The organism is Rugamonas sp. GW822-FHT03B10 (assembly GCF_058801745.1).
In genome coordinates, this window is sequence record NZ_JBXANP010000009.1 from 215,738 (window position 1) to 240,129 (window position 24,392).

A 24,392-nucleotide genomic window follows, 5' to 3' on the forward strand; every position below is an offset into this window, starting at 1 on the left:
GCGATCCTCGCCGCTGCCTGCCCGCATGGATCACCCATCTTTCAACGTGAGGAGCAACAAGAAGCATTATGAAAAAGATCATACTAGCAAGCGCAGTCTGCGCCGCGTTCGGCAGCGCCCACGCGGGCGCCATGGACGACGGCAATCTCACCATCGGCGGCTTCGGCACGCTGGGCGTGGCCAAGACCAATACCGACAAGGCCGAATTTTCCCGCTACAACCAGTACGAAGGCGTGGCCGACAAGGCCCGCATCGGCCTCGACACCAACCTGGGCCTGCAAGCGAGCTACAAGCTCAACGATGAACTGTCGGGCACGGTGCAGGTGCTGACCCGCAAGAACACCAGCCCCACCTTCACCACGGACCTGACCTGGGCCTTCCTCAAGTACAAGATCAACGATGAGCTGAATGTGCGCGTGGGCCGGGTCGTGCTCCCGACCTTCCTGATCTCGGACTACCAGAACGTGGGCTACGCCAACACGATGATGCGCCCGCCGGTCGAGCTGTACGACCAGGACCCGATCGAGAGCGCCGACGGCGCCGACTTCAACTACCAGCACGCGTTCGGCGACACCAACTTCACGGCCCAGGGCGTCGCCGGCGTCAGCCGCGGCAAGCTGGTGGCGGCCGGCACCAGCACCGTGGGCACCTACCGCGCCCCGGTCGTGGGCCTGAGCCTGGCCCTCGAGCACGGTCCCGTCACGGTGCGCGTGGCCCACCTGGAAGCGAAGATGAACAGCAACGACGTGACCCCGCTCATGCAACTGCAATCGACGTTGAGCGCGCTGGGCTTCCCCTCGCTGGCCCGTGACATCGGCGTCAACAACAGCAAGAAGGTGACCTTTACGGAAGTCGGCATGACGCTGGACTGGAACAACGTGGTGGGCCAGGCCGAATACGGCATGCGCCGCGCCAAGGACCCGATCTACGTCCCCGACAACAACGCTTGGTACGCGATGGTGGGCTACCGCATGGGCAAGGTGCTGCCCTACTACGCGCACTCGGCCATCACCCAGCATGGCCGCTCGGTGACGCTGCCGGCCGGCTTCCCGACCACCGGCGCCCTGTCCAATATCGTCAACGGCCTGCTGACGGCGTCCAAGCAGACCACCGACCTGGTCGGCGTGCGCTGGGACTTCGCCAGGAACGTGGCCGTGAAACTCCAGATCGACCGCGTCAAACCGAAGACCAAGACCGGCACCCTGATCAACGGCCCGGCGACGGGATTGAAGGACACGGTCAACGTGGTGGCCGCTTCGCTTGATTTCGTATTCTGATAAGGAGGATGCCATGAAACTGCTGATCCAGGCCTCCCTGCTGTGCGCCCTGTCCGCCACCGCCTTCCCGGCCAGCGCCGAAACGGTGGTCATCGTCAACAAGGCCAACCCCGCCACGCGCATGTTCTCGGAACAGGCGTCCCAGTTCTTCCTGGGCAAATCGACCATGTTCACGCCGGTCGACCAGGCCGAGGGCTCGGCCATCCGCGCCGACTTCTACCACAAGGCGGCCGACAAGGACCCGGCCCAGGTGAAGGCGATCTGGTCCAAGATCGTATTTACCGGCAAGGGCACGCCGCCCAAGGAGTACAGCTCCAACGCCGAGGTCAAGAAAGCCGTTGCTGCCGATCCCAAGGCCATCGGCTACATCGACAAGTCGGCAGTGGACGATACCGTCAAGGTCATCCTGACCCTGCCATAACGGTGGACGCGTTGTGCGCCCGCCCCTCACCCGGGGCGGCAGGCGCGCAGCAGGGATACCAGTCCCATAAACGAAAAAGGCCAACCCGAAGGTTGGCCTAACTCGTTGATTCTATTGGTCGGGGCGAGAAGATTCGAACTTCCGACCCCTTGCACCCCATGCAAGTACGCTACCAGGCTGCGCTACGCCCCGACTAGGCAAGCATTATAGCAGCCCGCTTATGCTTTTGCCATACTTGCGCAAGACCTTTCCGCAATAAACCATACATTTAGCTCGGATATTCTCCCAACCTAAACGCTCACACCAGCTTGACGGCCAGTTCCGGCAAGCCATCCACGCGCCCGACCAGCGACTGGTCGCGCACCACAGCGCCCACGCCTTCGGGGGTACCGGTGAAGATCAGATCGCCCGGCTCCAGTGCGAACAAGGTGGAAAGATTGGCGATCGTTTCGCTCACCGACCAGATCAGGTGCGCGATCGTGCTGTCCTGCTTGCGCACGCCGTCCACGTCCAGCGTGATGGCAGCGTGGTTGATGTCGCCCGCTTCGGCCGCGCGCACCAGCGTGCCCACGGGTGCGGAGAAGTCGAAGGCCTTGCCCACCTCCCACGGCCGGCCGGCGTCGCGCATCTTGAACTGCAGGTCGCGCCGCGTCATGTCCAGGCCCACGGCGTAGCCGTAGATGTGGCGCGCCGCGTCCTCCACGGGGATATTGCGCCCGCCGACGCCCAGCGCCACCACCAGCTCGCACTCGTAGTGCAGGTTGGCCGTGGCCGGTGGATACGGCAGCGCCAGCACCTGCCCCGGCGCAACCGGCACCACAGCCTGCGCATCGTTCGGTTTGCAGAAGAAGAACGGCGGTTCGCGCTCGGGATCGTAGCCCATCTCGCGCGCGTGCGCGGCGTAGTTGCGGCCAACGCAGTAGACGCGCCGCACGGGGAAGCGCTGTTCGGTGCCGGCCACCGGCAGGCCGACGATGTCATGGGCGGGGAAAACGTAGGAAGTCATGCGGGTTCCTTACAGGTGATTGGGCAACGGGTGAAACGTTCGGCAAGCGTGGCGCACTACGACAGCAGCAAGGCGCCGAGCCCGACGCGGTAGGCGCGCTTGAGAGCGGCCTTGTCCAGTTCCGGATTGTGCAGCGCCCGCAGCGCCAGTCCCTGGAACAGCGCGATGGTCGCTTCCAGCCGGCCATCGATGGTGGCGTCGTCCGCCGCCAGGCCATGGCGTACGCGGCCAGCCTTGACGATGGCGCGGAACTGGCCGCGCATACGGCTGTCCGCATGCACCAATACGGCCGCCACCTTGGGATTGCGCGACGCTTCGGCGAAGATTTCCAGCTTGAGCCGCCAGAAGTCCGGCGCCATGTGCTCGTCGACGGAGTTGTCGCTCTCGTCGACGATCGCTTGCAGCGGATCGCCCTTCTGCTCCAGGTCGCGCAGCAGCAGCGCCACACGCTCCACTTCCTCTTCCACGAAGGCCGCGATGATGGCGTCCTTGCCGTCGAAGTAGTTGTAGATATGGCCGGCGCTCATACCGGCCGCCTTCGATATCTCGGCCATGCTGGCGCCGTGAAAACCGCTGCGGCTGAAACAGGTGGCCGCAGCGTCGAGCACCTGCCTGCGGCGGCTCTGCGCCCGTTCCGGGTCCGTATGGCGTTTTTCCGTGATGCTCATGGCTGCTTTCGTGATATCTGGTTCAGGCGATACTGTGGACAAGCCGGCGGCGTTTGTCAATTTGCGCGCGTGCCCGCATCTGCCCCGACACCTGCGCCGACTTCTGCACCGGCACCAGCGCCGGCTCCTGCGCCCGCCGCAGCCACCTGGCGGCTGCCCTCCTCCTGCCAGCCGCCGCCCAGCACCTTGTACAGCGTGACGGCATTGCCGGCCTTGGCCAGACGCGCCGTGATCAGGCTTTGCCTGGCCGCGTACAGTGCGCGCTGCGACACCAAGGCGTTCAGGTAGGACTCAGCCCCCTTCTGGTAGCGCGCCTCGTGAATGCGGAAGCTCTTGTCCGACGCCTCGGCCAGCGCCTGCTGCGACGCCAGCCGCTCGTCCAGCGTGCCGCGCTGGGCCAGCGCGTCGGCCACGTCGCGGAAGGCGCTCTGGATCGCCTTGTCGTACCTGGCGACAGCGATGTCACGGTCCACCTTGGCGATAGTGAGGTTGGCGCGGTTGGCGCCGCCGTCGAAAATCGGCAGCCGGATCTGCGGCAAGAAGGTCCACGCCGACGAGCCGCCCTTGAACAGGCCAGCCAGATCGCCGCTGGCGCTGCCCGCCGTCGCCGTCAGCGAAATGCTGGGGAAGAAGGCGGCCCGCGCGGCGCCGATGTTGGCGTTGGCCGCGCGCAGCGTCCGTTCCGCCTGCAGCACATCGGGGCGGCGCAGCAGCACGTCGGACGGCATGCCCTCCGGCAGGCCAGCCGTTTCCGTCACCGCCTCCAGTTCGCCCTGCGGCAGCAAGGCGTCCGGCACGGCGCCGCCCACCAGCAGCATGAGCGCGTTGCGGTCCTGCGCCACCTGCGCCGTGTAGACGGCCATCTCGTTGCGGGCCGCCTCCACGCTGCTCTGCGCTTCGTACATGTCGACGCCGGAGGTGGCGCCGGCCGCGAAGCGACGCTGGCTCAGCTCATAGGTGATCTGCTGGCTCTTGAGCGTATCGGCCGCCAGCGCCAGGCGCTGCTGGTCCGCAGCCAGTATCAGGTAGCTGTTGGCCACTTCCGCCACCAGGCTGATTTGCGCGGCGCGGCGCGCTTCCTCCGTGCCCAGATAGGTTTGCAAACCCGCCTCGGACAGGTTGCGCACCTTGCCGAAGAAGTCCAGTTCATACGAGGCCACACCCAGCCCGCCGCTGTACTGGCGGCTGATGGCCGCTTCGCCGTCGGGCCGCATATTGGCCGGCGTACGCGCCGCGTTCTGGCTCACTGATGCCGACACGGACGGCAGCTGCGCCGCGCTGGTCACGCCGTACTGGGCGCGCGCCTTCTCGATATTGAGCGCGGCCACCCGCAAGTCGCGGTTGTTGGCCAGCGCCAGCGCGATCACCTGGCGCAGCTGAGCATCGGTGAAATAGTCGCGCCAGGCGATGTCGGCGGCCGCTTGCGTGCCGGGTGCGGTGGGCGCGGGCTTGTAGGCGTCGCCGGACGGCCACGCTGGCGCCACCGGCGCGGCCGGCTGCTTGTACACAGGCGCCAGGCTGCAACCGGACAGCAGGACCGCAGCGGCGATGGAAATCAAAGTCTTGTTCATGTGCTTTACTCCGCAACAGCGGTTGGGGCCACCGCGCCGCGCTTGGCGGCGAACAGGCCGCGCACCAGCACGAAGAACAGTGGCACGAAGAAGATGCCGAGGAAGGTGGCCGACAGCATGCCGCCCAACACCCCCACGCCAATGGCGTTCTGGCTGCCCGACCCGGCGCCGCTGGCCACAGCCAGCGGCAGCACGCCCAGGCCGAACGCGATCGACGTCATCAGGATAGGCCGCAGCCGCAAGCGCACGGCCTGCAACGTAGCCTGGTGCAGCGGCACGCCCTGCTCCTGCAGCTCCTTGGCGAATTCCACGATCAGGATCGCGTTCTTGGCCGCCAGACCGACAACGGTCAGCAGACCGACCTGGAAGTACACGTCGTTCGACAGGCGGAAAGCCCAGGTGCCCAGCACGGCGCCGATCACGCCCAGCGGCACCACCAGCAGCACCGAGAACGGCACCGACCAGCTTTCATACAGCGCGGCCAGGCACAGGAACACGATCAGAATCGAGATCGAGTACAAAGCCGGCGTCTGCGCGCCCGAATCGCGTTCCTCGGTCGACAGGCCGGTCCACTCGTAGCCGATGCCAGGTGGCAGCTGGGCCGCCATCTTCTCCATCTCGGCCATGGCAACGCCCGAACTCTGGCCCGGCGCGGCCATGCCCAGGATTTCCACGGACGGCATGCCGTTGTAGCGTTCCAGGCGCGGCGAGGCGTAGATCCACTGGCCGCTGGCGAACGCGGAGAACGGCACCATCTCGCCGGCCGCATTGCGCACGAACCATTTGCCCAGGTCCTCCGGCACCATCCGCGCGTCGGCCTGGCCCTGCATGTAGACCTTCTTCACGCGGCCACGGTCGACGAAGTCGTTCACGTAGGCGCCGCCCCAGGCGGTGCTGAGCACCTTGTTGACGTCGCCGATGGCCAGGCCCAGCGCGGCGGCCTGTTGCTGGTCCACCGTGATCTTGTACTGCGGCGTGTCTTCCTGGCCGTTGGGGCGCACGCCCACCAGCAGCGGATTCTTGGCCGCCATGCCCAGCAACTGGTTGCGGGCCGCCATCAGCGCATCGTGACCGACGCCGCCCTGATCCTGCAACTGCAAGTCGAAGCCGCTGGCGTTACCCAGTTCCAGCACGGCCGGCGGCGCGAACGCGAACACCATCGCGTCCTTGATGCGCGAGAACGCGCCCATCGCGCGGCCCACCACGGCCGGCGCGCGCAGCGCGGCGCCCTTGCGCTCTTCCCAGTCCTTCAGGCGCACGAAGGCGAGACCCGTGTTCTGGCCATTGCCGCCGAAGCTGAAACCGGCCACCGTGAAGATCGACTGCACGGCATCCTTTTCGTCGACCATGAAGTGATGCTCGACCTGTTCGATCACCTTCAGCGTACGTTGCTGGGTGGCGCCGGTGGGCAGCTGCACCTGGGCGAACAGCACGCCCTGGTCTTCCGCCGGCAGGAACGAGGTGGGCAGGCGCATGAAGGCCAGCGCCAGCACCACCAGCAGGATCGCGTACAACGCCATCGAACGGCCGCCACGGCGCAGAATGGCGCCCACCCAGCCCTGATAACGGCTGCTGCCGCGCTCGAAGCTGCGGTTGAACCAGCCGAAGAAGCCCGTGCTTGCGGCATGATGGCCCTTGGCCACCGGCTTGAGGAAGGTGGCGCACAGGGCCGGCGTGAACACCATCGCCACCAGCACCGACAACACCATGGCCGACACGATGGTGACGGCGAACTGGCGGTAGATCACGCCGGTGGAGCCGCCAAAGAAGGCCATGGGCACGAACACGGCCGACAGCACCAGGGCAATGCCCACCAGCGCGCCAGTGATCTGGCCCATCGATTTGCGGGTCGCCTCCTTCGGCGACAAGCCCTCCTCCGTCATCACCCGCTCCACGTTCTCCACCACCACGATGGCGTCGTCCACCAGCAGGCCGATGGCCAGCACCATGGCGAACATGGTCAACGTGTTGATCGAATAACCGAGTGCGGCCAGCACGCCGAAGGTGCCCAGCAACACGACCGGCACGGCCATGGTCGGGATCAGGGTGGCGCGCACGTTTTGCAGGAACAGGTACATGACGAGGAACACCAGCACGATGGCCTCGGCCAGCGTCTTGACCACTTCCTCGATCGACAGCGTGACGAACGGCGTGGTGTCATACGCCACCACGGCCTTCATCCCGGCCGGGAACTGCTTGCCCAGCAAATCGACCTTGTGTTTGACGGCGGCGGCCGTGTCGAGCGCGTTGGCGCCGGTGGCCAGCTTGATCGCCACGCCGGTGGCGGCGTGGCCGTTGTAGCGGGCCACGGTGTTGTAACTCTCGCTACCCAGCTCCATGCGGGCCACGTCGCGCAGGCGCACGGTGGCGCCGTTGGCGGAGGTCTTGAGCAGGATGGCGCCGAACTGTTCGGCCGTCTGCAGGCGGCTTTGCGCCGTCACGGTGGCGTTCAATTGCTGGCCCGGCATGGCGGGCGCGCCGCCCAGCTCACCGGCCGACACTTCCGTGTTCTGCGCCGTGATGGCCGCGCTCACATCGGCCGGCGTGAGCTGGTAGCTTTGCAGCTTGGCCGGATCGAGCCAGATGCGCATCGCATACTGGGAACCGAACAGCGTCACGTCGCCCACGCCCTGCACGCGGCTGAGCGGGTCGATCACGTTGGCGGCCACGTAGTCGCCCAGGTCGGCCTGCTTCATGCTGCCGTCCTCGGAGACGAAGCCCAGCACCATCAGGAAATTCTTGGTGGCCTTGGACACCACCAGCCCCTGCTGCGTGACGGCGGCCGGCAATAGCGGCGTGGCCAGTTGCAGCTTGTTCTGCACCTGCACCTGCGCGATGTCGGGATTGGTGCCGTTCTGGAACGTCAGCGTGATATTGATGCCGCCGGCCGAATCGCTGGACGAGGACATGTAGCGCAAGCCGTCGATGCCCTTCATCTTCTGTTCGATCACCTGGGTGACGGCATCCTCCACCGTGCGGGCCGAGGCGCCGGGATAGACGCCGGTGATGGAAATGGACGGCGGCGCGATGCTCGGATACTGCGACACGGGCAGCCCGTGGATCGCCAGCGCGCCGGCCAGCATGATGACGATCGCCACCACCCAAGCGAAGATGGGACGGTCGATGAAAAATTTAGCCATGGTTGTGCTCCGCGATCAATGGGCGCTCTTGGCGTTGGCGGGCATGGCGCCGCCTGCGGCCACGGCGGCCGGAGGCGCTGCCGGCGTGGCGGCCACGGTGGCCGGAGGCGCTGCCGGCGTGGCGGCCACGGTGGCGCTGGCGCCCGGCTTGACCTTCTGCACACCTTCCACGATCACACGGTCGCCGGCATTGAGGCCGGCCGTCACCAGCCACTTGTCGCCCAGCGTGGCGCCGGTGGCGATGATGCGTTGCTCCACCTTGCCATCCTTGTTCAGCACCAGCGCCGTCGCCTCGCCCTTGGGATTGCGCGACACGCCCTGCTGCGGCACGGCGATGGCCTGCTCGTCCACGCCGTTCTCCAGCACGGCGCGCACGAACATGCCGGGCAGCAGATCGTGCTTGGGATTGGGGAACAGCGCGCGCAACGTCACGTTGCCGGTGCCCGGATCGACGCTGGCGTCGGCGAACTGCAGCTTGCCCGGTTGCGCATACTTGCTGCCGTCGGCCAGGATCAGGCTCACTTTGGCCTGTCCGCCCGACTGTTTCAGGCTGCCCGATTCCAGCGCGCGCTTCAGGCGCAGCATCTCGGTGCTGGTCTGGGTCACGTCCACGTAGATCGGATCGAGCTGCTGCACGGTGGTGAGCGCGGCCGCCTGGCCGGCCGTCACCAGCGCGCCCGGCGTGACCGTGGAGCGGCCGATGCGGCCGCTGATGGGCGCTTCCACCCGCGTGTATTTGAGGTTGATGGCGGCCGCCTCCACGGCGGCGGTGGCCGATTCCACTTCCGCCTTGGCCTGCTCGTTGGCGGCGATGGCGTCATCGAGTTCCTGGCGGCTCACGCCTTCGATCTGCACCAGCTCCTTGTAGCGCGCCGCCTTCGGGCCGCTGGTCAGCAGATTGGCGCGGGCCTTGGCCAGCGCCGCCTTGGCCGAATTGTAGGCCGCCTGGTAGCTGGCCGCGTCGATCTGGTACAGCGCGGCGCCGGCCGCCACGTCGGCGCCCTCGACGAAGCGGCGCTGCTGGACGATACCGCTCACCTGGGGGCGCACCTCGGCCACCTGGAACGCGGCCGTGCGGCCCGGCAGTTCGGTGGTGATCGGCAGCGCCTGCGGCGTGACGGTGAAGACGCCCACTTCCGCCACCTGCGCATGAGGTGCTACGGCCGTGGATGGGGAGCAAGCGGCCAGCAGGCCACTCGCGCTAAGCAGAAAGACAACGCCGGCGCTGCGGCGCATATGCTGGGTAAGCAAGGCTTTCATTGTTCTTTTTCCAATTCAGCAATTAATCCAGTTGATAGAATGAACGATCATTCTAATGTCGTCAAGAAACAAATTGTAACGACAAAAAAACCGGGGTCAGGTCATGCCGTCACGCAAGATGCGTGATGGCATGACCTGACCCCGGTTTTGGACTTGCTGCGGGTGGGGCTATTTCCAGCCGCCGCGCAGTTCGCGCACTTGCTGGTACAGGTATTCGGGCGTGGCGTCCAACGGCGCGACCGGCTGTCCCACGGCCAGCGCCAGGCGCGAACGCAAGCCCTTGCGGAAGGTGCGCTCCAGCACCGGCTGGGCGCCCCGGCTCAGCAAATGCCCCCACAGGCCGCGCAGCGCCATCGGGATCACCGGCACCTGGGAACGGGCCACGATCTTGGCGATGCCGCCCTTGAATTCGTTCATGTCGCCGGTCGTGGTCAGCTTGCCTTCCGGGAAGATGCACACCAGGTCGCCCTCGTGCAGCGCCTGGGCGATGTCGACATAGGCCTTCTCCATCAGCCACGGGTCTTCCTTGGCCGGCGCGATGGGGATCGCGCGCGCCGTGCGGAAGATCCAGCCCAGCAGCGGCAGCTTGAAGATGCGGTGGTCCATCACGAACCGGATCGGACGCGGGCTGGCCGCGCCGATCACGATCGCGTCCACATAGCTCACGTGGTTGCACACGAGCACCGCCGCTCCTTCGGCCGGAATCCGGTCGGCGTTGATGCATTTGACGCGGTGGACGGTGTGGATCAGCATCCAGGCCAGGAAGCGCATCAGGAATTCCGGCACCAGCGAGAAGATGTAGAGCGCCACCAGCGCGTTCATCAGCGCCGTGGCCAGGAACAGTTCCGGTATCGTCAAGCCCAGCTTCAGCAGCCCGATGGCCACACCGGCCGCCGCCACCATGAACAGCGCGTTCAGGATATTCATGCCGGCGATGGTGCGCGACAGGTGGCCCGGCTCGCAGCGCACCTGGATCAGCGCGAACAGCGGCACGACGAAGAAGCCGCCGAACATGCCGATCATCATCACGTCGGCCAGGATGCGCAGCGTGCCGTGCAGCGCCAGCCAGTCGAACGCGCCCAGCCGCGCCCCGCCCTGCTGCACCAGCGCGGCCGCCACCTGGCCGCCGCTGGCGGTGAAGCCCACGCTGGCCAGGTACAGGTCGATGCCGAACACGGTCATGCCGATGGCGCCGAACGGCACCAGCCCCAGTTCCACCTTGCGCCCCGACAGCCGTTCGCACAGCAGCGAGCCGGCGCCCACGCCCAGCGAGAAGATGGTCAGCAGCAGCACGAACACGCCATGGTCGCCGTGCAGGTAATCCTTGGCGTACACGGGGAACTGGGCCAGCACCAGGGCGCCGTAGAACCAGAACCACGAGTTGCCGAGCAAGGACAGGAACACCACCCTGTTCTTGCGCGAGAAGCCGATGTTGCGCACCGACTCTGCCAGCGGGTTGCGGCTGATGCGCAGCGTGGGATCGGCGGCCGGCGTGTGCGGGATGCGGTAGCTGGCGATCAGGCCCAGCACGGCCGTGAGCAGCGTGCCGCCGGCCGTCAGCAGCAGGCCGGTCGGCTTGTGCATCACCAGGATCGCGCCCAGCACCTCGCCCAGCAGGATGCCGACGAAGGTGCCCATCTCCGTCACGCCGTTGCCGCCGATGAGTTCTTCCGTTTTCAGGTGCTGCGGCAGGTAGGCGTATTTGACGGGGCCGAACAGCGTGGAGTGGATGCCCATGCCCACCACGGCCGCGATCAGCAGCCATAGCATGTGCTGGGTCCAGCCGATGGCGGCCACGCCCATGATGGCCAGCTCCAGCCATTTGACGAAGCGGGTCAGGCCCGACTTCTCGAACTTGTCGGCCAGCTGCCCGGCCGTGGCCGACAACAGCACATACGGCAGGATGAACAGGCCGGGGATCAGGTTGGTCAGCAGCGAAGGCGCGAGCGTGGTCCAGCTCAGCGCGTCGTAGGTGATGATCACCATCAGCGCCGTCTTGAACAGGTTGTCGTTGAACGCGCCCAGGAACTGGGTCCAGAAAAACGGGGCGAAACGGCGTTGCGACAACAGGGAAAACTGGTTGGCTTGGCTCATGTCCGGTCGGGGTGGATGACGATGGGTAGAGAACATACAGCAGTCGCCTGCGCGCCGCAATGGCGGGACGGGTGGCCATTGGTGGGCATCAAGCCGGCGCGGCCCGTGCGACCACCGGCGACGATTTGCTGGCCTGAAAGGAAATGTTCCGTTAGGCAAAAATAACTATTGCCCCAATAGCAATCAACTAGTAAAATTTCAATTTCCGTACAGCAATAGTGCGGTTTATCCATAAGGACCAAGAAATGAAACACAGCATCATCATCGCCGTTATCGCCGCGCTGGCCGCGCCACTGGCAGCCCAGGCGGACAACGCCTACGTCGGCGCCAACATCGGCCGCTCCGAGCAAAAAATGAGCGTCCAGGGCATCGGCTCGGACAAGGAAAGCGCCACCAGCTTCAAGCTGTATGGCGGCTACGACTACACCAAGAACTACGGCGTTGAAGTAGGTTACACCGATTTCCGCAAAGTGGAAAAATCGGCCATCGGCTATGGCGTGTCGTCCAAGCCGGAATCCATCTACGTCGCGGCCACCGGCACGCTGCCATTGAACGACCAGTTCTCGCTGTTCGGCAAACTGGGCGTGGCGTTCAACCACACCAAAATCACCGCTTGGGAGCCAAACTTCTCCGACAGCACCACCAATAACAAGACCAACGCGATGATCGGCATCGGCGCCGCGTACGCGCTGGACAAGAAGATCAGCTTCGTGGCGGAATATGAATACTTCGGCAAGATCGCCGAAGAAGGCGGCGACAACATCAAGGCCGACATGCTGTCCGTCGGCGTGCGCTTCAAGTTCTAAGCCGACGCGAACACGAATGAAGCAGGCTGCGGCCTGCGTCGCACCAGCCGGCCATCGCGCCGGCTTTTTTACGTCATCGCCGCGCCACCCGCCGGATCAGCCGGAACAGCGGGCCGATGGTCAGCACCAGCACCACCATGCGCGCCACGTGGAAGGCGGTGACGATGGGCACGCCCAGCCGCAGGGTCTTGGCCGTCAGGGCCATCTCCGCGATGCCACCCGGCGACGTGGCCAGGATGGCCGTGCCGGGATGGATGCCGGCGCCCCGCGCCAGCAGCAGCCCGAAACCGGCCGCCAGCGCCATCGCCAGCGCGTTGCAGGCGGCCACGCTGGCCAGGAAGCGCGGCGCCGCGCGCAGGAACGCGGGCGAGAACCGGCAGCCGAGCGAGGCGCCGATGAACAACTGGCCGCCCCGTATCATCCACTCGGGCAGACGGCTCAGGTGGATGCCGCCCGCCGTCAGCGCCAGCGCCGCCAGCAGCGGGCCGATGACCCAGGCATTGGGCATGCCGGTCCGCTTGCACAGCAGCGCCGCCATGCTGGTCAGCGTAATCAGCACCAGCAAGCCGCCCACCCGCACCTCGGCCGCGCCGGGCAGATACACATCGTCGCCCAGCGTCAGGCCATGACTGCCCCACCAGCGCACCGTGAACGGGATCACGGCCACCACCAGCATCACGCGCAGGCTGTGCGCGGCCGCCACCCGCTCCACGCTGGCGCCGTGGCGCTCGCCCTGCACCGCCATCTCGGACGCGCCACCGGTCGCCATCGCGAAGAAGGCCGTGGTGCGGTCGGTGCGCGCCAGTTTATGCAGCAGATAGCCGCTGCCCCAGCCCAGCGCCAGCGCGAAGGCCACGGCCAACCCGATCAGCGGCGCGTAGTCCGATAGCGCCAGCAGCACGGGCGCCGTGAAATACAGGCCCAGCGCCGTGCCGATGGCCCACTGTCCCGCCTCGCGCGCGCGCACCGGCGCGCGCAGGTCGCGCCCGGCCAGGCGCAGCGCGGCCGTGAAGAACAGCGGTCCTATCATCCACGGCAGCGGCGTATCGAGCCACAGGCATAGCGCGGCGCCGGCCAGCGACGCGACCAGCGCCGCCAGCCACGCCCGCACCGCCGTCCCGCCGCCGTCGAACCTGTCGAACAGGTCGGACCTGTCGAACCACCTCATGCCGCGGGACTCCCGGCCATCGTCAGAACACCCAGAGCTTGTCGGCCGGCAGTTGCAGCCAGTAGCGGCCCGGCTCCAGCTTGTAGCGCGAATGGGCGCGCAGGCTGATCTCGGGGCCGGACTCGCTCTTGAACAGGCACTCGAAGCGGTCGCCCAGGTACATGCAGGTCAGCAGCGGCAGTTCGATCGCGTTCTCCACCGGCGTGGCGCTCACGCGCACTTCCTCCACGCGGATGATGGTGCTGCCTTCGGCGCCGGTGGACGCGCCGCGCGCCGTGGCCTGCAGCGCCGTGCCGTTCACGTCCAGCTGCACCCGGCTGCCGTTGCGCTGCACGATGCGGCCCGGCAGGCGGTTGTTGCTGCCCATGAATTCGGCCGTGAACAAGGTGTCGGGCGTCTCGTACATGCTCTGCGGGGTGCCCTGCTGTTCTATCCTGCCGTTGTTGAGCAGCAGGATGCGGTCGGAAATGGCCATGGCCTCGGCCTGGTCGTGCGTGACCATCAGCGCGGACAAGCCCAGGCGCACGATCAGCTCGCGCAGGAAGGCGCGCGCCTCCTCGCGCAGCTTGGCGTCGAGGTTGGACAGCGGCTCGTCCAGCAGGATCACGGGCGGGTTGTACACCAGCGCGCGGGCGATGGCCACGCGCTGCTGCTGGCCGCCGGACAGCTGGTGCGGGAAGCGCTCGCCCAGATGGCCCAGGCCCAGTTGCTTGAGCACTTCGTTGACGCGCTCCGCGATGTCGGCCGCGCCCATCTTGCGCAGCTTGAGGCCGTAGGCCACGTTGTCGAACACGGTCTTGTGCGGCCACAGCGCGTAGGATTGGAACACCAGCCCCAGGTTGCGCTGCTCGGCCGGCATCTCGAAGCCGCGCGCGCCGTCGAACACGCGCCGGTCGCCGATGTCGATGGTGCCCAGCTTGGGGCTCTCCAGTCCGGCCACGGCGCGCAGCAGCGTGGTCTTGCCGCTGCCCGAAGGCCCCAGCAGCGCCACCACTTCGCCCTTCTGCAGGTGCATGGACACGCCCTTGAGGATGGGATTGGCGTGGGCGCCGCTGCCGTAATCGAGGTGCAGTTCGTTGACGCTCAGTTCATTCATGATCAGGTCTCGTTTCATGGCTATTTTCTTTAATTGTGCAGTTTGACGCCGAAGCGCAGCGCGACGCCCAGGCCGATGGCGACCAGGGAGATGTTGACGAAGGACAGCGCCGCCACCAGGTCGGTCGAGCCGCCGGCCCACAGCGACACCAGCATGGCGCCGATCACCTCGGTGCCGGGCGAGAGCAGGTACACGCCGGTCGAGTATTCACGCTCGAAGATCAGGAACACCATCAGCCAGGCGCCCAGCATGCCGTATTTGATCAGCGGCAGCGTGACGTCGCGCGTCACCTGCCCACGACGGGCGCCCACGGCGCGCGCCGCCTCCTCCAGCTCCGGCCCCACCTGCAGCAGCGCCGTCGAGATCAGGCGCATGCCGTAGGCCAGCCACACCACCGAGTAGGCGAGCCACAGGGCGAAGATGGTCGAGCGCAGCGAACGCAGCACGGGGATCGCATGCTCGCTGAGCCACAGGGCCACGCCGTTGTCCATCCCCTTCAGCATGCCGTCCAGCCAGCTGGGTACGAACAGGAACACCCACAGGAACGACAGGCCCGCCAGCAGGCCGGGGATGGCGCGCGGCACCAGCACGCTGTAGTCGAGCAGGCGGGTGATGCCGTCCGGCTTGCGGTGCATGGCCAGCGCGATGCCGCTGTAGCAGATCACGGCCAGGCCGCCGCCCACCACGCCGATCAGGATGGTGTTGAGGATGCCGCGCATCAGCGACGGCTGCTCCAGGATTTCGCGGAAGTGGTCGAGCGTCAGCACGTCGGCCAGCCGCACGCCCTCGCCCCAGTACTGCACGAACGAGCGCAGCACGATGCCCGAGATCGGCATCACGATGGTGAACAGCAGCCAGCCGGCGATCAGCGCGAAGGCCAGCCACTTCCAGCGGCCCAGCGGCATGGCCTTGGTGCGCGCGCCCTTGCCCTTGATCGACACGTATTTGTTGGCCGACTTGAGCAACCAGCGCTGCAGCATCACCAGCGGCATGGTCACCATCACCAGGCACACGGCGACGGCCGCCATCAGGTGGTAGGACGGCGTGCCCAGCTTGTTGGTCAGCTTGTACAGGTAGGTGGCCAGCACCAGGTGCCCCTCCGGGTCGCCCAGCACCAGCACCAGCCCGAACACCTCGAAGCCGAGGAAGAACACCAGCACGGCCGCATAGGCCAGCGCCGGCATGATCATCGGCAGCGACACGTTGAGCATCACCTGCAGCGGCGAGGCGCCGGCCACGCGGGCCGCCTCCTCCACGTCCGAACCCAGGCTTTTCAGGGCCGACGAGGCGTACAGGTAGACGTGCGGCACGTGGGTCAGGCCGGCGATCACGACGATGCTGGTGAACGAGTAGATGTTCCAGGGGATGAAGCCCAGCAGGTCCTTGGCCCAGGTCGAGTAGAAACCCACCGGCCCCATGGACACCACGTAGCCGAAGCCCATCACCATCGGCGACACGAAGATCGGCACCAGCAGCATGGGCGCGATCCAGCCACGGCCCGGCAGGTCGGTGCGGATCATGAGGAAGGCCAGCATGCCGCCCAGCGGCACGGCGATGGCGGCCAGGCCGGTGGCCAGGATCAGACCATTCTTGAACGCCACGGCGAAATCGGGATCGTCGAAGATGAAGCGGTAAGCGTCCAGGCCCAGCTCCTTGCCCGGCACGAAGAACGGCGCCGACAGGAAGCTTTGGTAGAAGATCAGGAGCAGCGGCACGAAGATGGCGAGCGCGGTCAGCGTCACCACCACGCCGCGCGGCCAGTTCAGGCTGCGCCGGCCGGAGCCGGGGATGGTCATCGTTTGCATGTGAGGATACCTTCAAGCGCGGCGCGTGCTGGCGCCGTCGCGTGTTATGACGGAGGGGTGTCGCGGCCGCCGGCGCGGGCCGGCGGCGGGCCGCTTAGAGGCCGTTTACTTCTTGCCGGCCGATTCTTTCCACTGCTTGAGGAAGGCCATGCGCTTGGCGGGGCCGAGGAACTGCAGCACGATCGGGTGCACCGGCACCGGCTTGACGTTGTCCTTGCCGATCTGCTTGATCAGGTCGGCCGACGTGGTTTCGCCCGTCACGTCGGCGCGGATCGCGAACAGGCGCGAATCGTTGGCGATGATGGTCTGGCCGCGATGCGACAGCATGTAGTCCATCCACAGCTTGGCGGCGTTGACGTTCTTGGCGCCCTTGTTGATGAACAGCACGCGCGACAGGATCAGCGTGTAATCCTTGGGCAGCACCACGCCGATCGACGGGTCGGCCTTGGCGCGCACCAGCGCGTAGGAGCCGAGCACGTTGTAGCCGATCAGGTTCTCGCCCGACGAGATGCGCTCCATCATGGTGCCGGTGGACGATTGCACGCGCACCTTGGCCACGCCGAACGCGTTCTCCAGGTCCGGGAACCTGGTGCCCAGCTCGCGCGCATCCTGGGTCATGAACATGAAGCCGACGCCCGATTTTTCGATGTCGTAGGTGGTGACCTTGTCCTTGAACTTGGGCTGCTGGATCAGCTTGGCGAAGTCGGCGTGGTTCTGCGGCACTTCCTTGGCGTCCACCAGGCGCTTGTTGTAGACGATGGCGGCCGGCTCGAACGTGGTGCCGTAGGCCTGGTCGTCCCACACGGCCCAGCCGGGGATCTTGGACGCTTCCACCGATTTGTATTTGAGCGCGTAGCCGTCCGAGGCCAGGCGCATCTGCAGGTCCATGGCCGAGGACCACATCACGTCGGCCGTGTTGCCGCCGGCCGCCACTTCGGAAATGAAGCGGTTGTACACCTCGGTCGAATTCATGTCGTTGTATTCGATCGTGATGCCGGGATAGAGCGCGTTGAAGTCCTTGATCAGCGGCTGGGTGGCCTTGCTGTCGGTGGCGCCGTAGATCACCAGCTTGCCCTCCTTCTTGGCGCCGTCGACGATCTTCTGGTAGTCGGCCGGGTAGCCGGCGGGCACCTGGGCCAGGGCTGCGGTGGCGAATGCGGTGGCCAGGGTGGTGGCCACTGCGGCGGCCAGGGTGGTTTTCATCATCATGTTTGTCTCCGTCTGTTTATGGTCTGCCTGTTGCAGGCTGCTTTACTGCTATATTTTTGTCGACTAGCGCACCAGACCGAGTTCGCTGGCGCGCTTGCCGTAATCATCGACCGCCTTGCGCACGTAGGCCGTCAGCGCGGGCCCCGTCAAACTGAACGGATACAGGCCGTAGCTGGCGCGGGTCTGCGCGAACTGCGGGCTGGCCAGCACGCGGTCGAAGGCGCTCACCCACTTGCGGTAATCGGACTCCGGCACCTGGGGGCCCATCCACACGCCGCGGATCACCGGCCACACCACGTCGTAGCCCTGCTCGCGCGCCGTCGGCACCTTGGCCAGCACACCGGGCAGGCGCTGCTCGGACAGCACCGCCAGCACCCGGGTGCTGCCGCTGCTCGAATACAAGGTCGCCTCCGACGCGTCGCCCGACACCACCTGCACATAGCCCGCGTGCATGGCCGTGAAGGCCTCGCCGCCGCCCTCCAGCGCCACGAACCGCAGCACTTTCGGATCGACGCCGGCCGCCTTGACCACCAGCGCGATCTTCAGCCAGTCCTGGCTGCCGATGGTGCCGCTCACGCCGATCAGCACCTGTTCCGGATGGTGCTTCAGGGCCGTCACCAGTTCGCCCAGCGTCTGGTAGGGCGAATCGGCGCGCACCGCGATCATGCCGTAGTCCGCGCCCAGCGCCGCCACCCAGCGCACATCGTCCGCCTTGGCCTTGCCGAACTTGCCCTGGGCCAGATTGAGCAGCGAACCGCCCGAAAAGGCCACCAGCGTGTCCGGCTCGGCGCGCCGCTGCGACACCAGCGCATGCCAGGCCACGGCGCCGATCCCGCCCGGCAGGTAGCTGATCCGCATGCTCGCGCCGGCCTGCCCCGGCAAGGTCTGCAAACCCTTCTGCGCCAGCTTGCAGGTCAGGTCCATCGCGCCGCCCGGTTTGGAGGGCACGATGCATTCCGTGCCCGCCGCCTGCGCCGCCGTGCCGGCCATCAGGGCGGCCAGCCATGCCAGCAAAATTGTTTTGGTCGATGTAGCCATGGTAGGGCGTGGAAGCTTTCAAAGCGCTTTCAGAAATCGGGCTCCCTCGGAAAAAGAGAGCCCGGCGCGGCCGATCAGAAACGGTGCTGGATGCCCGTCATGATGCCGCGCTGGGTGTCGGCGAAGCCGGCGTCGTCGCGCGACAGGCCGGTCAGCTGGCCGTTCTTGGCCTTGGCGTAGGCGGCCGCCACATACAGCGCGGTGCGCTTGGACAGCGCATAGCGGTAACGCGCCACGTACATGGTCGGATCGGCGTCCTTGCCGCCGGCCACGTTCTTGACGTTGATGTGGTAGATCGCGCCCGTCAGCGTGGTGACGGCGTTGGCCTTGTAGACCACCCCGCCCCAGCTGGTGGTGGCGTCGACATCGGCCGTCAGCGCCTTGCCCGACACCAGCTTGTAGTCGCGCACCACGCCCATCACCTTGAACGGGCCTTGCTCGTAGCTGGCGCCCAGGTGCCAGACGGTGCTCTTGTCGCGGTTGCCGGTGGCCGCCACGGTGTTGCCGTTGACACGCTCCCAGGTCGCCATCACGCTCGCCGGGCCGGCGCTGTAGATGGCCGACGTGGAGAACTTGGCGCTGTCGCTGGCGCCCGTGCTCTGTTCACCGGCGCCGTACGATGCGCCGAACTTCAGGCCGCCGGCCGACACGGCGTACTTGATCTGGTTTTCGAAGGACGTGGCGAAGCCGTACTTGCTGGGGCCCGTGGCCGGGCCGGAGGTGGCCCACGAGTAGAACGGCGCGAAGCCCATCGGATCGAAATGGAGCACGGTGTCGTACACGGTGGTGAACGTCTTGCCCAGCACCACGCGGCCGAAGTGTCCGTCCAGGCCCACATAGGCCTGGCGCTTGAACAGGGCGCCGTCGGAGGCGCCCGTGTCCATCAGGATGCCGCCCTCCAGGTTGAACACGGCCTTCAGGCCGCCGCCCAGGTCCTCCGCGCCGCGCAAGCCCCAGCGCGACGTGTTCATGCCGCCCGAGGTGACGCGCGTCATCGCGCCGCCGCCCGCCTTGGCGTCGCTGACGTAATCCACACCCATGTCCATCAAGCCATACACCTGCACGTTCGATTGCGCGTGCGCGCCGCCGGCGGCGCCCAGCAGGGCCAGGATGGCGAGGGACAAAGAGGTTTTTTTCATGTGTGTCTCCGGTAAATGTAGTTATGAGATCGTTATAAGTGCAGCACCTGATCGGAAATCAGGTGTCCACTATAAAATTCACTTCCTTTCATTTGGCTTTCAGTCCCGACAGGTTGGGGCCCCCTGTCTCCCGTGCACCACAAAGCGCCGACAGCGCCGCGCGAACGGCGCGCCGGGGCTATCATGCAGGTCTGACACTGAACTTCTTTGATCTGATTGGCAAGATTTATGCGCATTTTGTTAGTGGAAGACCACACCGAGCTGTCGCGCTGGCTGTCCAAGGCCCTGCGCGACGCCCACCTGACGGTCGAATGCGCCGACAACGGCGCCGACGCCGACGCCCTGCTGCACACCCAGGACTACGCGCTGGTGATCCTGGACCTGACGCTGCCGCGCATGGACGGGCTGGAGGTGCTCAAGCGCCTGCGCGCCCGTCCCGCCCCGCGCGGCCAGACCCCGGTGCTGATCCTGACCGCGCGCGGCGGCCTCGACGACCGGGTCCAGGGCCTGAACCTGGGCGCCGACGATTACCTGGCCAAGCCGTTCGAACTGGCCGAACTGGAGGCGCGGGTGCGCGCGCTGCTGCGCCGCAGCGTGGGCAACGAGGCGCTGGTGCACCACTGCGGCGCCCTCAGTTTCGACACCGTGACGCGCTGCTTCAGCTACGGCGGCGCGGCGCTGGCGCTGACGCCGCGCGAGCACGCCGTGCTCGAGGCGCTGATCTCGCGCTCGGGGCGCGCCGTGTCCAAGGAAAAGCTGTTCGACGAAGTGTTCGCGCTGGACGACGAGGCCAACCTGGACGCGATCGAACTGTACATCCACCGCGTGCGCAAGAAGCTCGACAACGGCGCGCCGGACGGCGCCGTCATCACCACGCTGCGCGGCATCGGCTACCTGCTGCAACCGCGCGGCGCCGTCGGCGGCTAAATGGCGGCGCGCCCGTCCCGCCTGCCCGCCCGGGCCGAACGGCGCCGGTACGGACCGGGCGCGCCGCTGGGCAGCCTGCGCGGCCAGCTGCTGCGCTGGCTGCTGGTGCCGCTGATCGTGCTGGTGGCGCTGAACGCCATCTCGGTCTACCACAACGCGCTCGACGCGGCCGACATGGCCTACGACCGCTCGCTGCTGGCCTCCACGCGGGCGCTGGCCGAACGGGTGTCGGTCGTCAACGGCAAGGTGGTGGCCGACGTGCCCTACGTGGCGCTCGACAGCTTCGAGACCGACACGCTGGGCCGCATCTACTACAAGGTGACCGGCATCCACGGCGAAACCGTGTCCGGCTACGACGACCTGCCGCCCGTGCCGCCCAACGTGCCGCGCTCGCAAGCCTATCCGGCGCTGGTGCGCTTCTACCACGCCAACTACAACGGCCAGCAATTGCGCATCGCCGCCCTGCTGCAGCCGGTGTACGACGACTCCATGCGCGGCATCGCCCTGATCCAGGTGGGCGAGACGGTCGACGCGCGCCGCGGCCTGTCGAACCAGATCCTGTTCGACACCCTGCTGTGGCAGGCGGGCCTGCTGCTGGCGTTGGCGTTGCTGGTGTGGTTCGCCGTGCGCCTGGTGCTGCAGCCGCTGATGCGCCTGAAACAGGAGGTGGAGACGCGCAGCCTGAACGACCTGTCGGACGTGGACCCGGCGCTGGTGCACAAGGAAGTGCGGCCGCTGGTGGCGGCCATGAACACCTCGATGGCGCGGCTGCAAAGCCTGATCGCCAGCCAGCGCCGCTTCATCGCCGACGCCTCGCACCAGCTGCGCACGCCGCTCACGGTGCTCAAGACCCAGGCCGAACTGGCGCTGCGCGAATGCGACCGCCCGCAGGCCGATCCCGCGCAGATGAAGACGGCCCTGCGCGACATCGTGCGCAGCATCGCCGCCACCACCGACTCCACCGTCAACCTGGCCAACCGGCTGCTGACGCTGGCGCGCATCGAGCACGGCGGCCAGGACGGCGACCACGCGGCGCTGGCGCCGGTGGCGCTGCGCGACGTGGCGCGCCAGGTGGGTCTGGAACTGGCGATCGCGGCCGTGGCCAAGCAGATCGACCTGTCGCTGGAAGGGGATGCGCCGGCCGTGGTGCACGGCCAGCCGCTGCTGCTGCACGAACTGGTGGCCAACCTGGTGGACAACGCGCTGCGCTACTCGCCGCCCGGTGGCACCGTGGTGCTGCGGGTGATGGAAGCGGCGGACGGCGCCACGCTGGAAGTCGAGGACAGCGGCCCCGGCATCGCCGCCGCCGAACGGGAAAAAGTGTTCGCGCCGTTCTACCGGGCCTCGGCCACCATGGAGCGCAATCCGGGCGGCGCCGGCCTGGGCCTGGCCATCGTGCGCGACATCGCGGCCCTGCACGGCGCCACCGTCACGCTGGCCGACGCGGCCGGGCCGCAAGGCTTGCTGGTGCGGGTGGCGTTTCGTTTATAGTATTCGCCGGCCTGTGGCAACTGGCGCCAGGCCCCGGCCGGCGCCACCGCCGGTCGCCCGCATCACCCCCGCTCATCGAGCTTGAACACGCTGACCACGGCCGCCAGGTTGGCAGCCTGTTCCTGCAGCGAGGCGGCCGCCGCGGCGGCCTCCTCCACCAGCGCCGCGTTCTGCTGGGTGGTGCTGTCGATCTCCGTCACGGCCAGGTTGACCTGGGCGATGCCGTCGCTCTGCTCGTGGCTGGCCGCCACGATCTCGCCCATGATGCTCGTCACCTGCTCGACCGAGGCGACGATCTTGGCCATCGTGGCGCCGGCCTCGTCCACCAGCGAGCCGCCGGCGTCGACCTTGACCACCGAGTCGCCGATCAGTTCCTTGATCTCCTTGGCCGCCGCCGCGCTGCGCTGGGCCAGGTTGCGCACCTCCGACGCCACCACGGCGAACCCGCGCCCCTGCTCGCCGGCGCGGGCCGCCTCCACCGCCGCGTTCAGCGCCAGGATGTTGGTCTGGAACGCGATGCCGTCGATCACGCCGATGATGTCGACGATCTTGCGCGAGCTGTCCTTGATCGAGGCCATCGTCTCGACCACGCGGCCGACCACGGCGCCGCCCTGGGTCGCGTAGCCGGAGGCGGACTGCACCAGCTCGTTGGCGTGGCGCGCGCTGTCGGCGTTCTGGGTCACGGTGGCCGTCAATTCCTCCATCGCCGACGCGGTCTGCTCCAGGCTCGACGCCTGCGCCTCCGTGCGCGACGACAGATCGAGGTTGCCGCTGGCGATCTCGCGCGACGCGTGGGCGATGGTGTCGGTGCTGTTGCGCACCTCGCGGATGGTGCGGTTGAGCGAGGACACGAAGCGGTTGAAGGCGTCGGCCAGCATGCCGATCTCGTCGCGCGACTCCACCGTCAGACGGCGCGTCAGGTCGCCATTGCCATCGGCGATCTGGCCCAGCATCTGCGCGGCGCGGGCCACGGGCGCGGCCATCGCGCGGCTCACCAGGTAGATGATGAACAGGCCGATGCCGCCGCCCACCAGGCCGCCCACCAGCGCGGCCAGCAGCACCGAGCGCGTCACCTGGCCCAGCACCTCGTGCTCGGGCACCTCCGCGATCACATACATGTTCAGTTCCGGCACGAACGACGAGGCGACGATGCGCTTGCCGTCGGGGGCCGTGTAACTCGCGGTGGCGAATTGCTGGCCGCCCAGCAGCTTGCCGCTCAATTCCTCGCTAAAGCCGGGCAAGTCCTTCATGAAATGCTTGCTGTCGGCCAGCTGCGGATCGCGGTGCACGGTCAGCATGCCGTTGGGCCGCACCAGGTAGACGAAACCGGACGCGCCGATCTTGTAATTGCGGATGGTCTCGGCCAGCTTGTCCACCGACAGTCCGATACTGCCGACGCCGATCTTGCCGTCGCCGGCGTCGAAGCGGGTGTTGATGAAGACGTTGTAGCTGGTGCTGCCCTGCTCCTTGTCCAGGTTCAGCGTGTAGGGCTTGCCGCTGGCGAGGAAGCCGTAGAACCACTGGTCCGACGGCGCGTTCTTGTCGACCGTGCGACGGAAGCCCTTGTCGTCGTAATACTTGCCGGTGGCGGCCGAGATCCAGGACACGGCCGCCGCCTTGCTGATTTTTTTCATGCTTTGCGCGTAGGCCATCCAGGCCGCGTCGCCACTTTCAGGCAGTCCGGCCTTCTCCCACTCGAGCAGGAAGGTGTTGGCGCTGATGGCCAGCGCCGACGCCACCGGCTCGCCGATCTGGCGCAGGATGTCGTTGCGGATCTCGCCCACCACGGCCGGCAACTCCTGGCCCACCACGCGCTGGCGGATGGTGTTGCCCGTCATGACCACGCTGAGGGTGGCCGACAGCACCAGGAACAACAACAGGCAAAGGGCCATACTCGACACCAGCTTTTGCTGGATCGACAGGCGGCGTAAGAATTCAGACATATGCTCTCCCCGGAATGTGAACTGGCGCTCTGACGGCGCGCCTCCTGACTGCAGCCAACCGCTGGCCGCGCACAAGCAACACGCCGGCCATGATGCATCCAGCCTAATCTATTTCCATGCCATTTTGCAACAATCTGGATTCAGCGGGAACCATGCGCGGTCCCGCGATCCGGCCCCCCGCACCTGTCCCGGCGGGCGGCCCATGCCGTACGCCATCCAGGATAGCCGGATGGCAATAGTCACTATCACTGTAACGCTATGAACCGCGTTGCGCCACTGCCGCATACGCCGCCCCGTCATGCTGTGGTTTTCCGGCGAAAAAAAACCGGGGTC

At 66.8% G+C, this 24,392-nt stretch carries 18 protein-coding genes and 1 tRNA gene; 5 read left to right on the top strand and 14 right to left on the bottom strand.

From position 1 onward, the window contains the following. Nucleotides 1-68 precede the first annotated feature (68 nt). Both AC1RQG_RS16710 and AC1RQG_RS16715 read left to right on the top strand, forming a co-directional pair. Nucleotides 69-1,277 carry a porin gene (locus AC1RQG_RS16710; RefSeq protein WP_493133133.1) on the top strand — a complete coding sequence of 403 codons (1,209 nt, stop codon included), beginning with the start codon at nucleotides 69-71 and terminating at the stop codon, nucleotides 1,275-1,277. Between the two features lie 13 nt (nucleotides 1,278-1,290). Next, nucleotides 1,291-1,698: a type 2 periplasmic-binding domain-containing protein gene (locus AC1RQG_RS16715; RefSeq protein ID WP_493133134.1), complete on the top strand. Its 408-nt coding sequence runs from the start codon at nucleotides 1,291-1,293 to the stop codon at nucleotides 1,696-1,698. Nucleotides 1,699-1,813: 115 nt separating this feature from the next. Here AC1RQG_RS16715 and AC1RQG_RS16720 read toward each other — a convergent pair. The 7 genes from AC1RQG_RS16720 to AC1RQG_RS16750 form a co-directional block, all read right to left on the bottom strand. After that, nucleotides 1,814-1,890: transfer RNA gene (locus AC1RQG_RS16720), tRNA-Pro, on the bottom strand. Between the two features lie 106 nt (nucleotides 1,891-1,996). Then, nucleotides 1,997-2,704: a fumarylacetoacetate hydrolase family protein gene (locus AC1RQG_RS16725; RefSeq protein WP_493133135.1), complete on the bottom strand. Its 708-nt coding sequence runs from the start codon at nucleotides 2,702-2,704 to the stop codon at nucleotides 1,997-1,999. Between the two features lie 56 nt (nucleotides 2,705-2,760). Continuing rightward, nucleotides 2,761-3,372 (bottom strand): TetR/AcrR family transcriptional regulator, encoded by a 612-nt coding sequence (locus tag AC1RQG_RS16730; RefSeq protein ID WP_493133136.1) that lies wholly within the window; start codon nucleotides 3,370-3,372, stop codon nucleotides 2,761-2,763. 56 nt (nucleotides 3,373-3,428) lie between these two features. Continuing rightward, a complete protein-coding gene (locus AC1RQG_RS16735; RefSeq protein ID WP_493133137.1) occupies nucleotides 3,429-4,943 on the bottom strand; it encodes an efflux transporter outer membrane subunit in 1,515 nt (504 codons plus the stop codon). Nucleotides 4,944-4,948: 5 nt separating this feature from the next. After that, a complete protein-coding gene (locus tag AC1RQG_RS16740; protein ID WP_493133138.1) occupies nucleotides 4,949-8,083 on the bottom strand; it encodes an efflux RND transporter permease subunit in 3,135 nt (1,044 codons plus the stop codon). Nucleotides 8,084-8,098: 15 nt separating this feature from the next. Further along, entirely contained in the window at nucleotides 8,099-9,319 is a 1,221-nt protein-coding gene (locus AC1RQG_RS16745) for an efflux RND transporter periplasmic adaptor subunit (RefSeq protein ID WP_493133174.1), read from the bottom strand. Nucleotides 9,320-9,511: 192 nt separating this feature from the next. Further along, nucleotides 9,512-11,437, bottom strand: a complete 1,926-nt coding sequence (locus AC1RQG_RS16750; protein WP_493133139.1) for an MFS transporter — start codon at nucleotides 11,435-11,437, stop codon at nucleotides 9,512-9,514. A 245-nt stretch (nucleotides 11,438-11,682) separates the two neighbouring features. Here AC1RQG_RS16750 and AC1RQG_RS16755 point away from each other — a divergent pair, with 245 nt between their 5' ends. Next, on the top strand, nucleotides 11,683-12,243 hold the full coding sequence (locus AC1RQG_RS16755; protein WP_493133140.1) for an outer membrane protein: 561 nt from the start codon (nucleotides 11,683-11,685) through the stop codon (nucleotides 12,241-12,243). A 73-nt stretch (nucleotides 12,244-12,316) separates the two neighbouring features. Here the strand turns inward: AC1RQG_RS16755 and AC1RQG_RS16760 are convergent, their stop codons facing one another. The 6 genes from AC1RQG_RS16760 to AC1RQG_RS16785 form a co-directional block, all read right to left on the bottom strand. After that, nucleotides 12,317-13,411 (bottom strand): AbrB family transcriptional regulator, encoded by a 1,095-nt coding sequence (locus tag AC1RQG_RS16760; RefSeq protein WP_493133141.1) that lies wholly within the window; start codon nucleotides 13,409-13,411, stop codon nucleotides 12,317-12,319. Between the two features lie 22 nt (nucleotides 13,412-13,433). Continuing rightward, a complete protein-coding gene (locus tag AC1RQG_RS16765) occupies nucleotides 13,434-14,507 on the bottom strand; it encodes an ABC transporter ATP-binding protein (RefSeq protein ID WP_493133175.1) in 1,074 nt (357 codons plus the stop codon). Between the two features lie 29 nt (nucleotides 14,508-14,536). After that, nucleotides 14,537-16,312, bottom strand: coding sequence for an ABC transporter permease (locus AC1RQG_RS16770; protein ID WP_493133142.1), 1,776 nt, complete (start codon nucleotides 16,310-16,312; stop codon nucleotides 14,537-14,539). Between the two features lie 105 nt (nucleotides 16,313-16,417). Continuing rightward, nucleotides 16,418-17,521 (bottom strand): ABC transporter substrate-binding protein, encoded by a 1,104-nt coding sequence (locus AC1RQG_RS16775; protein ID WP_493133143.1) that lies wholly within the window; start codon nucleotides 17,519-17,521, stop codon nucleotides 16,418-16,420. A 63-nt stretch (nucleotides 17,522-17,584) separates the two neighbouring features. Further along, nucleotides 17,585-18,559 (bottom strand): tripartite tricarboxylate transporter substrate binding protein, encoded by a 975-nt coding sequence (locus AC1RQG_RS16780; protein ID WP_493133144.1) that lies wholly within the window; start codon nucleotides 18,557-18,559, stop codon nucleotides 17,585-17,587. Between the two features lie 74 nt (nucleotides 18,560-18,633). Then, nucleotides 18,634-19,698, bottom strand: a complete 1,065-nt coding sequence (locus AC1RQG_RS16785) for a porin (RefSeq protein WP_493133145.1) — start codon at nucleotides 19,696-19,698, stop codon at nucleotides 18,634-18,636. 228 nt (nucleotides 19,699-19,926) lie between these two features. On the opposite strand from AC1RQG_RS16785, the gene AC1RQG_RS16790 reads away from it, so the two are divergent. Both AC1RQG_RS16790 and AC1RQG_RS16795 read left to right on the top strand, forming a co-directional pair. Beyond that, entirely contained in the window at nucleotides 19,927-20,625 is a 699-nt protein-coding gene (locus tag AC1RQG_RS16790; protein ID WP_493133146.1) for a response regulator, read from the top strand. Continuing rightward, on the top strand, nucleotides 20,626-22,116 hold the full coding sequence (locus AC1RQG_RS16795; RefSeq protein ID WP_493133147.1) for a sensor histidine kinase: 1,491 nt from the start codon (nucleotides 20,626-20,628) through the stop codon (nucleotides 22,114-22,116). A gap of 62 nt (nucleotides 22,117-22,178) precedes the next feature. Here AC1RQG_RS16795 and AC1RQG_RS16800 read toward each other — a convergent pair whose 3' ends face one another. Further along, nucleotides 22,179-24,059 carry a methyl-accepting chemotaxis protein gene (locus AC1RQG_RS16800; protein ID WP_493133148.1) on the bottom strand — a complete coding sequence of 627 codons (1,881 nt, stop codon included), beginning with the start codon at nucleotides 24,057-24,059 and terminating at the stop codon, nucleotides 22,179-22,181. Between the last annotated feature and the right edge of the window lie 333 nt (nucleotides 24,060-24,392).

Coding starts and splice junctions, on each gene's coding strand:
- AC1RQG_RS16710 (WP_493133133.1), top strand. CDS start 69: ATGAAAAAGATCATACTAGCAAGCGCAGTCTGCGCCGCGTTCGGCAGC.
- AC1RQG_RS16715 (WP_493133134.1), top strand. CDS start 1,291: ATGAAACTGCTGATCCAGGCCTCCCTGCTGTGCGCCCTGTCCGCCACC.
- AC1RQG_RS16725 (WP_493133135.1), bottom strand. CDS start 2,704: ATGACTTCCTACGTTTTCCCCGCCCATGACATCGTCGGCCTGCCGGTG.
- AC1RQG_RS16730 (WP_493133136.1), bottom strand. CDS start 3,372: ATGAGCATCACGGAAAAACGCCATACGGACCCGGAACGGGCGCAGAGC.
- AC1RQG_RS16735 (WP_493133137.1), bottom strand. CDS start 4,943: ATGAACAAGACTTTGATTTCCATCGCCGCTGCGGTCCTGCTGTCCGGT.
- AC1RQG_RS16740 (WP_493133138.1), bottom strand. CDS start 8,083: ATGGCTAAATTTTTCATCGACCGTCCCATCTTCGCTTGGGTGGTGGCG.
- AC1RQG_RS16745 (WP_493133174.1), bottom strand. CDS start 9,319: ATGCGCCGCAGCGCCGGCGTTGTCTTTCTGCTTAGCGCGAGTGGCCTG.
- AC1RQG_RS16750 (WP_493133139.1), bottom strand. CDS start 11,437: ATGAGCCAAGCCAACCAGTTTTCCCTGTTGTCGCAACGCCGTTTCGCC.
- AC1RQG_RS16755 (WP_493133140.1), top strand. CDS start 11,683: ATGAAACACAGCATCATCATCGCCGTTATCGCCGCGCTGGCCGCGCCA.
- AC1RQG_RS16760 (WP_493133141.1), bottom strand. CDS start 13,411: ATGAGGTGGTTCGACAGGTCCGACCTGTTCGACAGGTTCGACGGCGGC.
- AC1RQG_RS16765 (WP_493133175.1), bottom strand. CDS start 14,507: ATGAATGAACTGAGCGTCAACGAACTGCACCTCGATTACGGCAGCGGC.
- AC1RQG_RS16770 (WP_493133142.1), bottom strand. CDS start 16,312: ATGCAAACGATGACCATCCCCGGCTCCGGCCGGCGCAGCCTGAACTGG.
- AC1RQG_RS16775 (WP_493133143.1), bottom strand. CDS start 17,521: ATGATGATGAAAACCACCCTGGCCGCCGCAGTGGCCACCACCCTGGCC.
- AC1RQG_RS16780 (WP_493133144.1), bottom strand. CDS start 18,559: ATGGCTACATCGACCAAAACAATTTTGCTGGCATGGCTGGCCGCCCTG.
- AC1RQG_RS16785 (WP_493133145.1), bottom strand. CDS start 19,698: ATGAAAAAAACCTCTTTGTCCCTCGCCATCCTGGCCCTGCTGGGCGCC.
- AC1RQG_RS16790 (WP_493133146.1), top strand. CDS start 19,927: ATGCGCATTTTGTTAGTGGAAGACCACACCGAGCTGTCGCGCTGGCTG.
- AC1RQG_RS16795 (WP_493133147.1), top strand. CDS start 20,626: ATGGCGGCGCGCCCGTCCCGCCTGCCCGCCCGGGCCGAACGGCGCCGG.
- AC1RQG_RS16800 (WP_493133148.1), bottom strand. CDS start 24,059: ATGTCTGAATTCTTACGCCGCCTGTCGATCCAGCAAAAGCTGGTGTCG.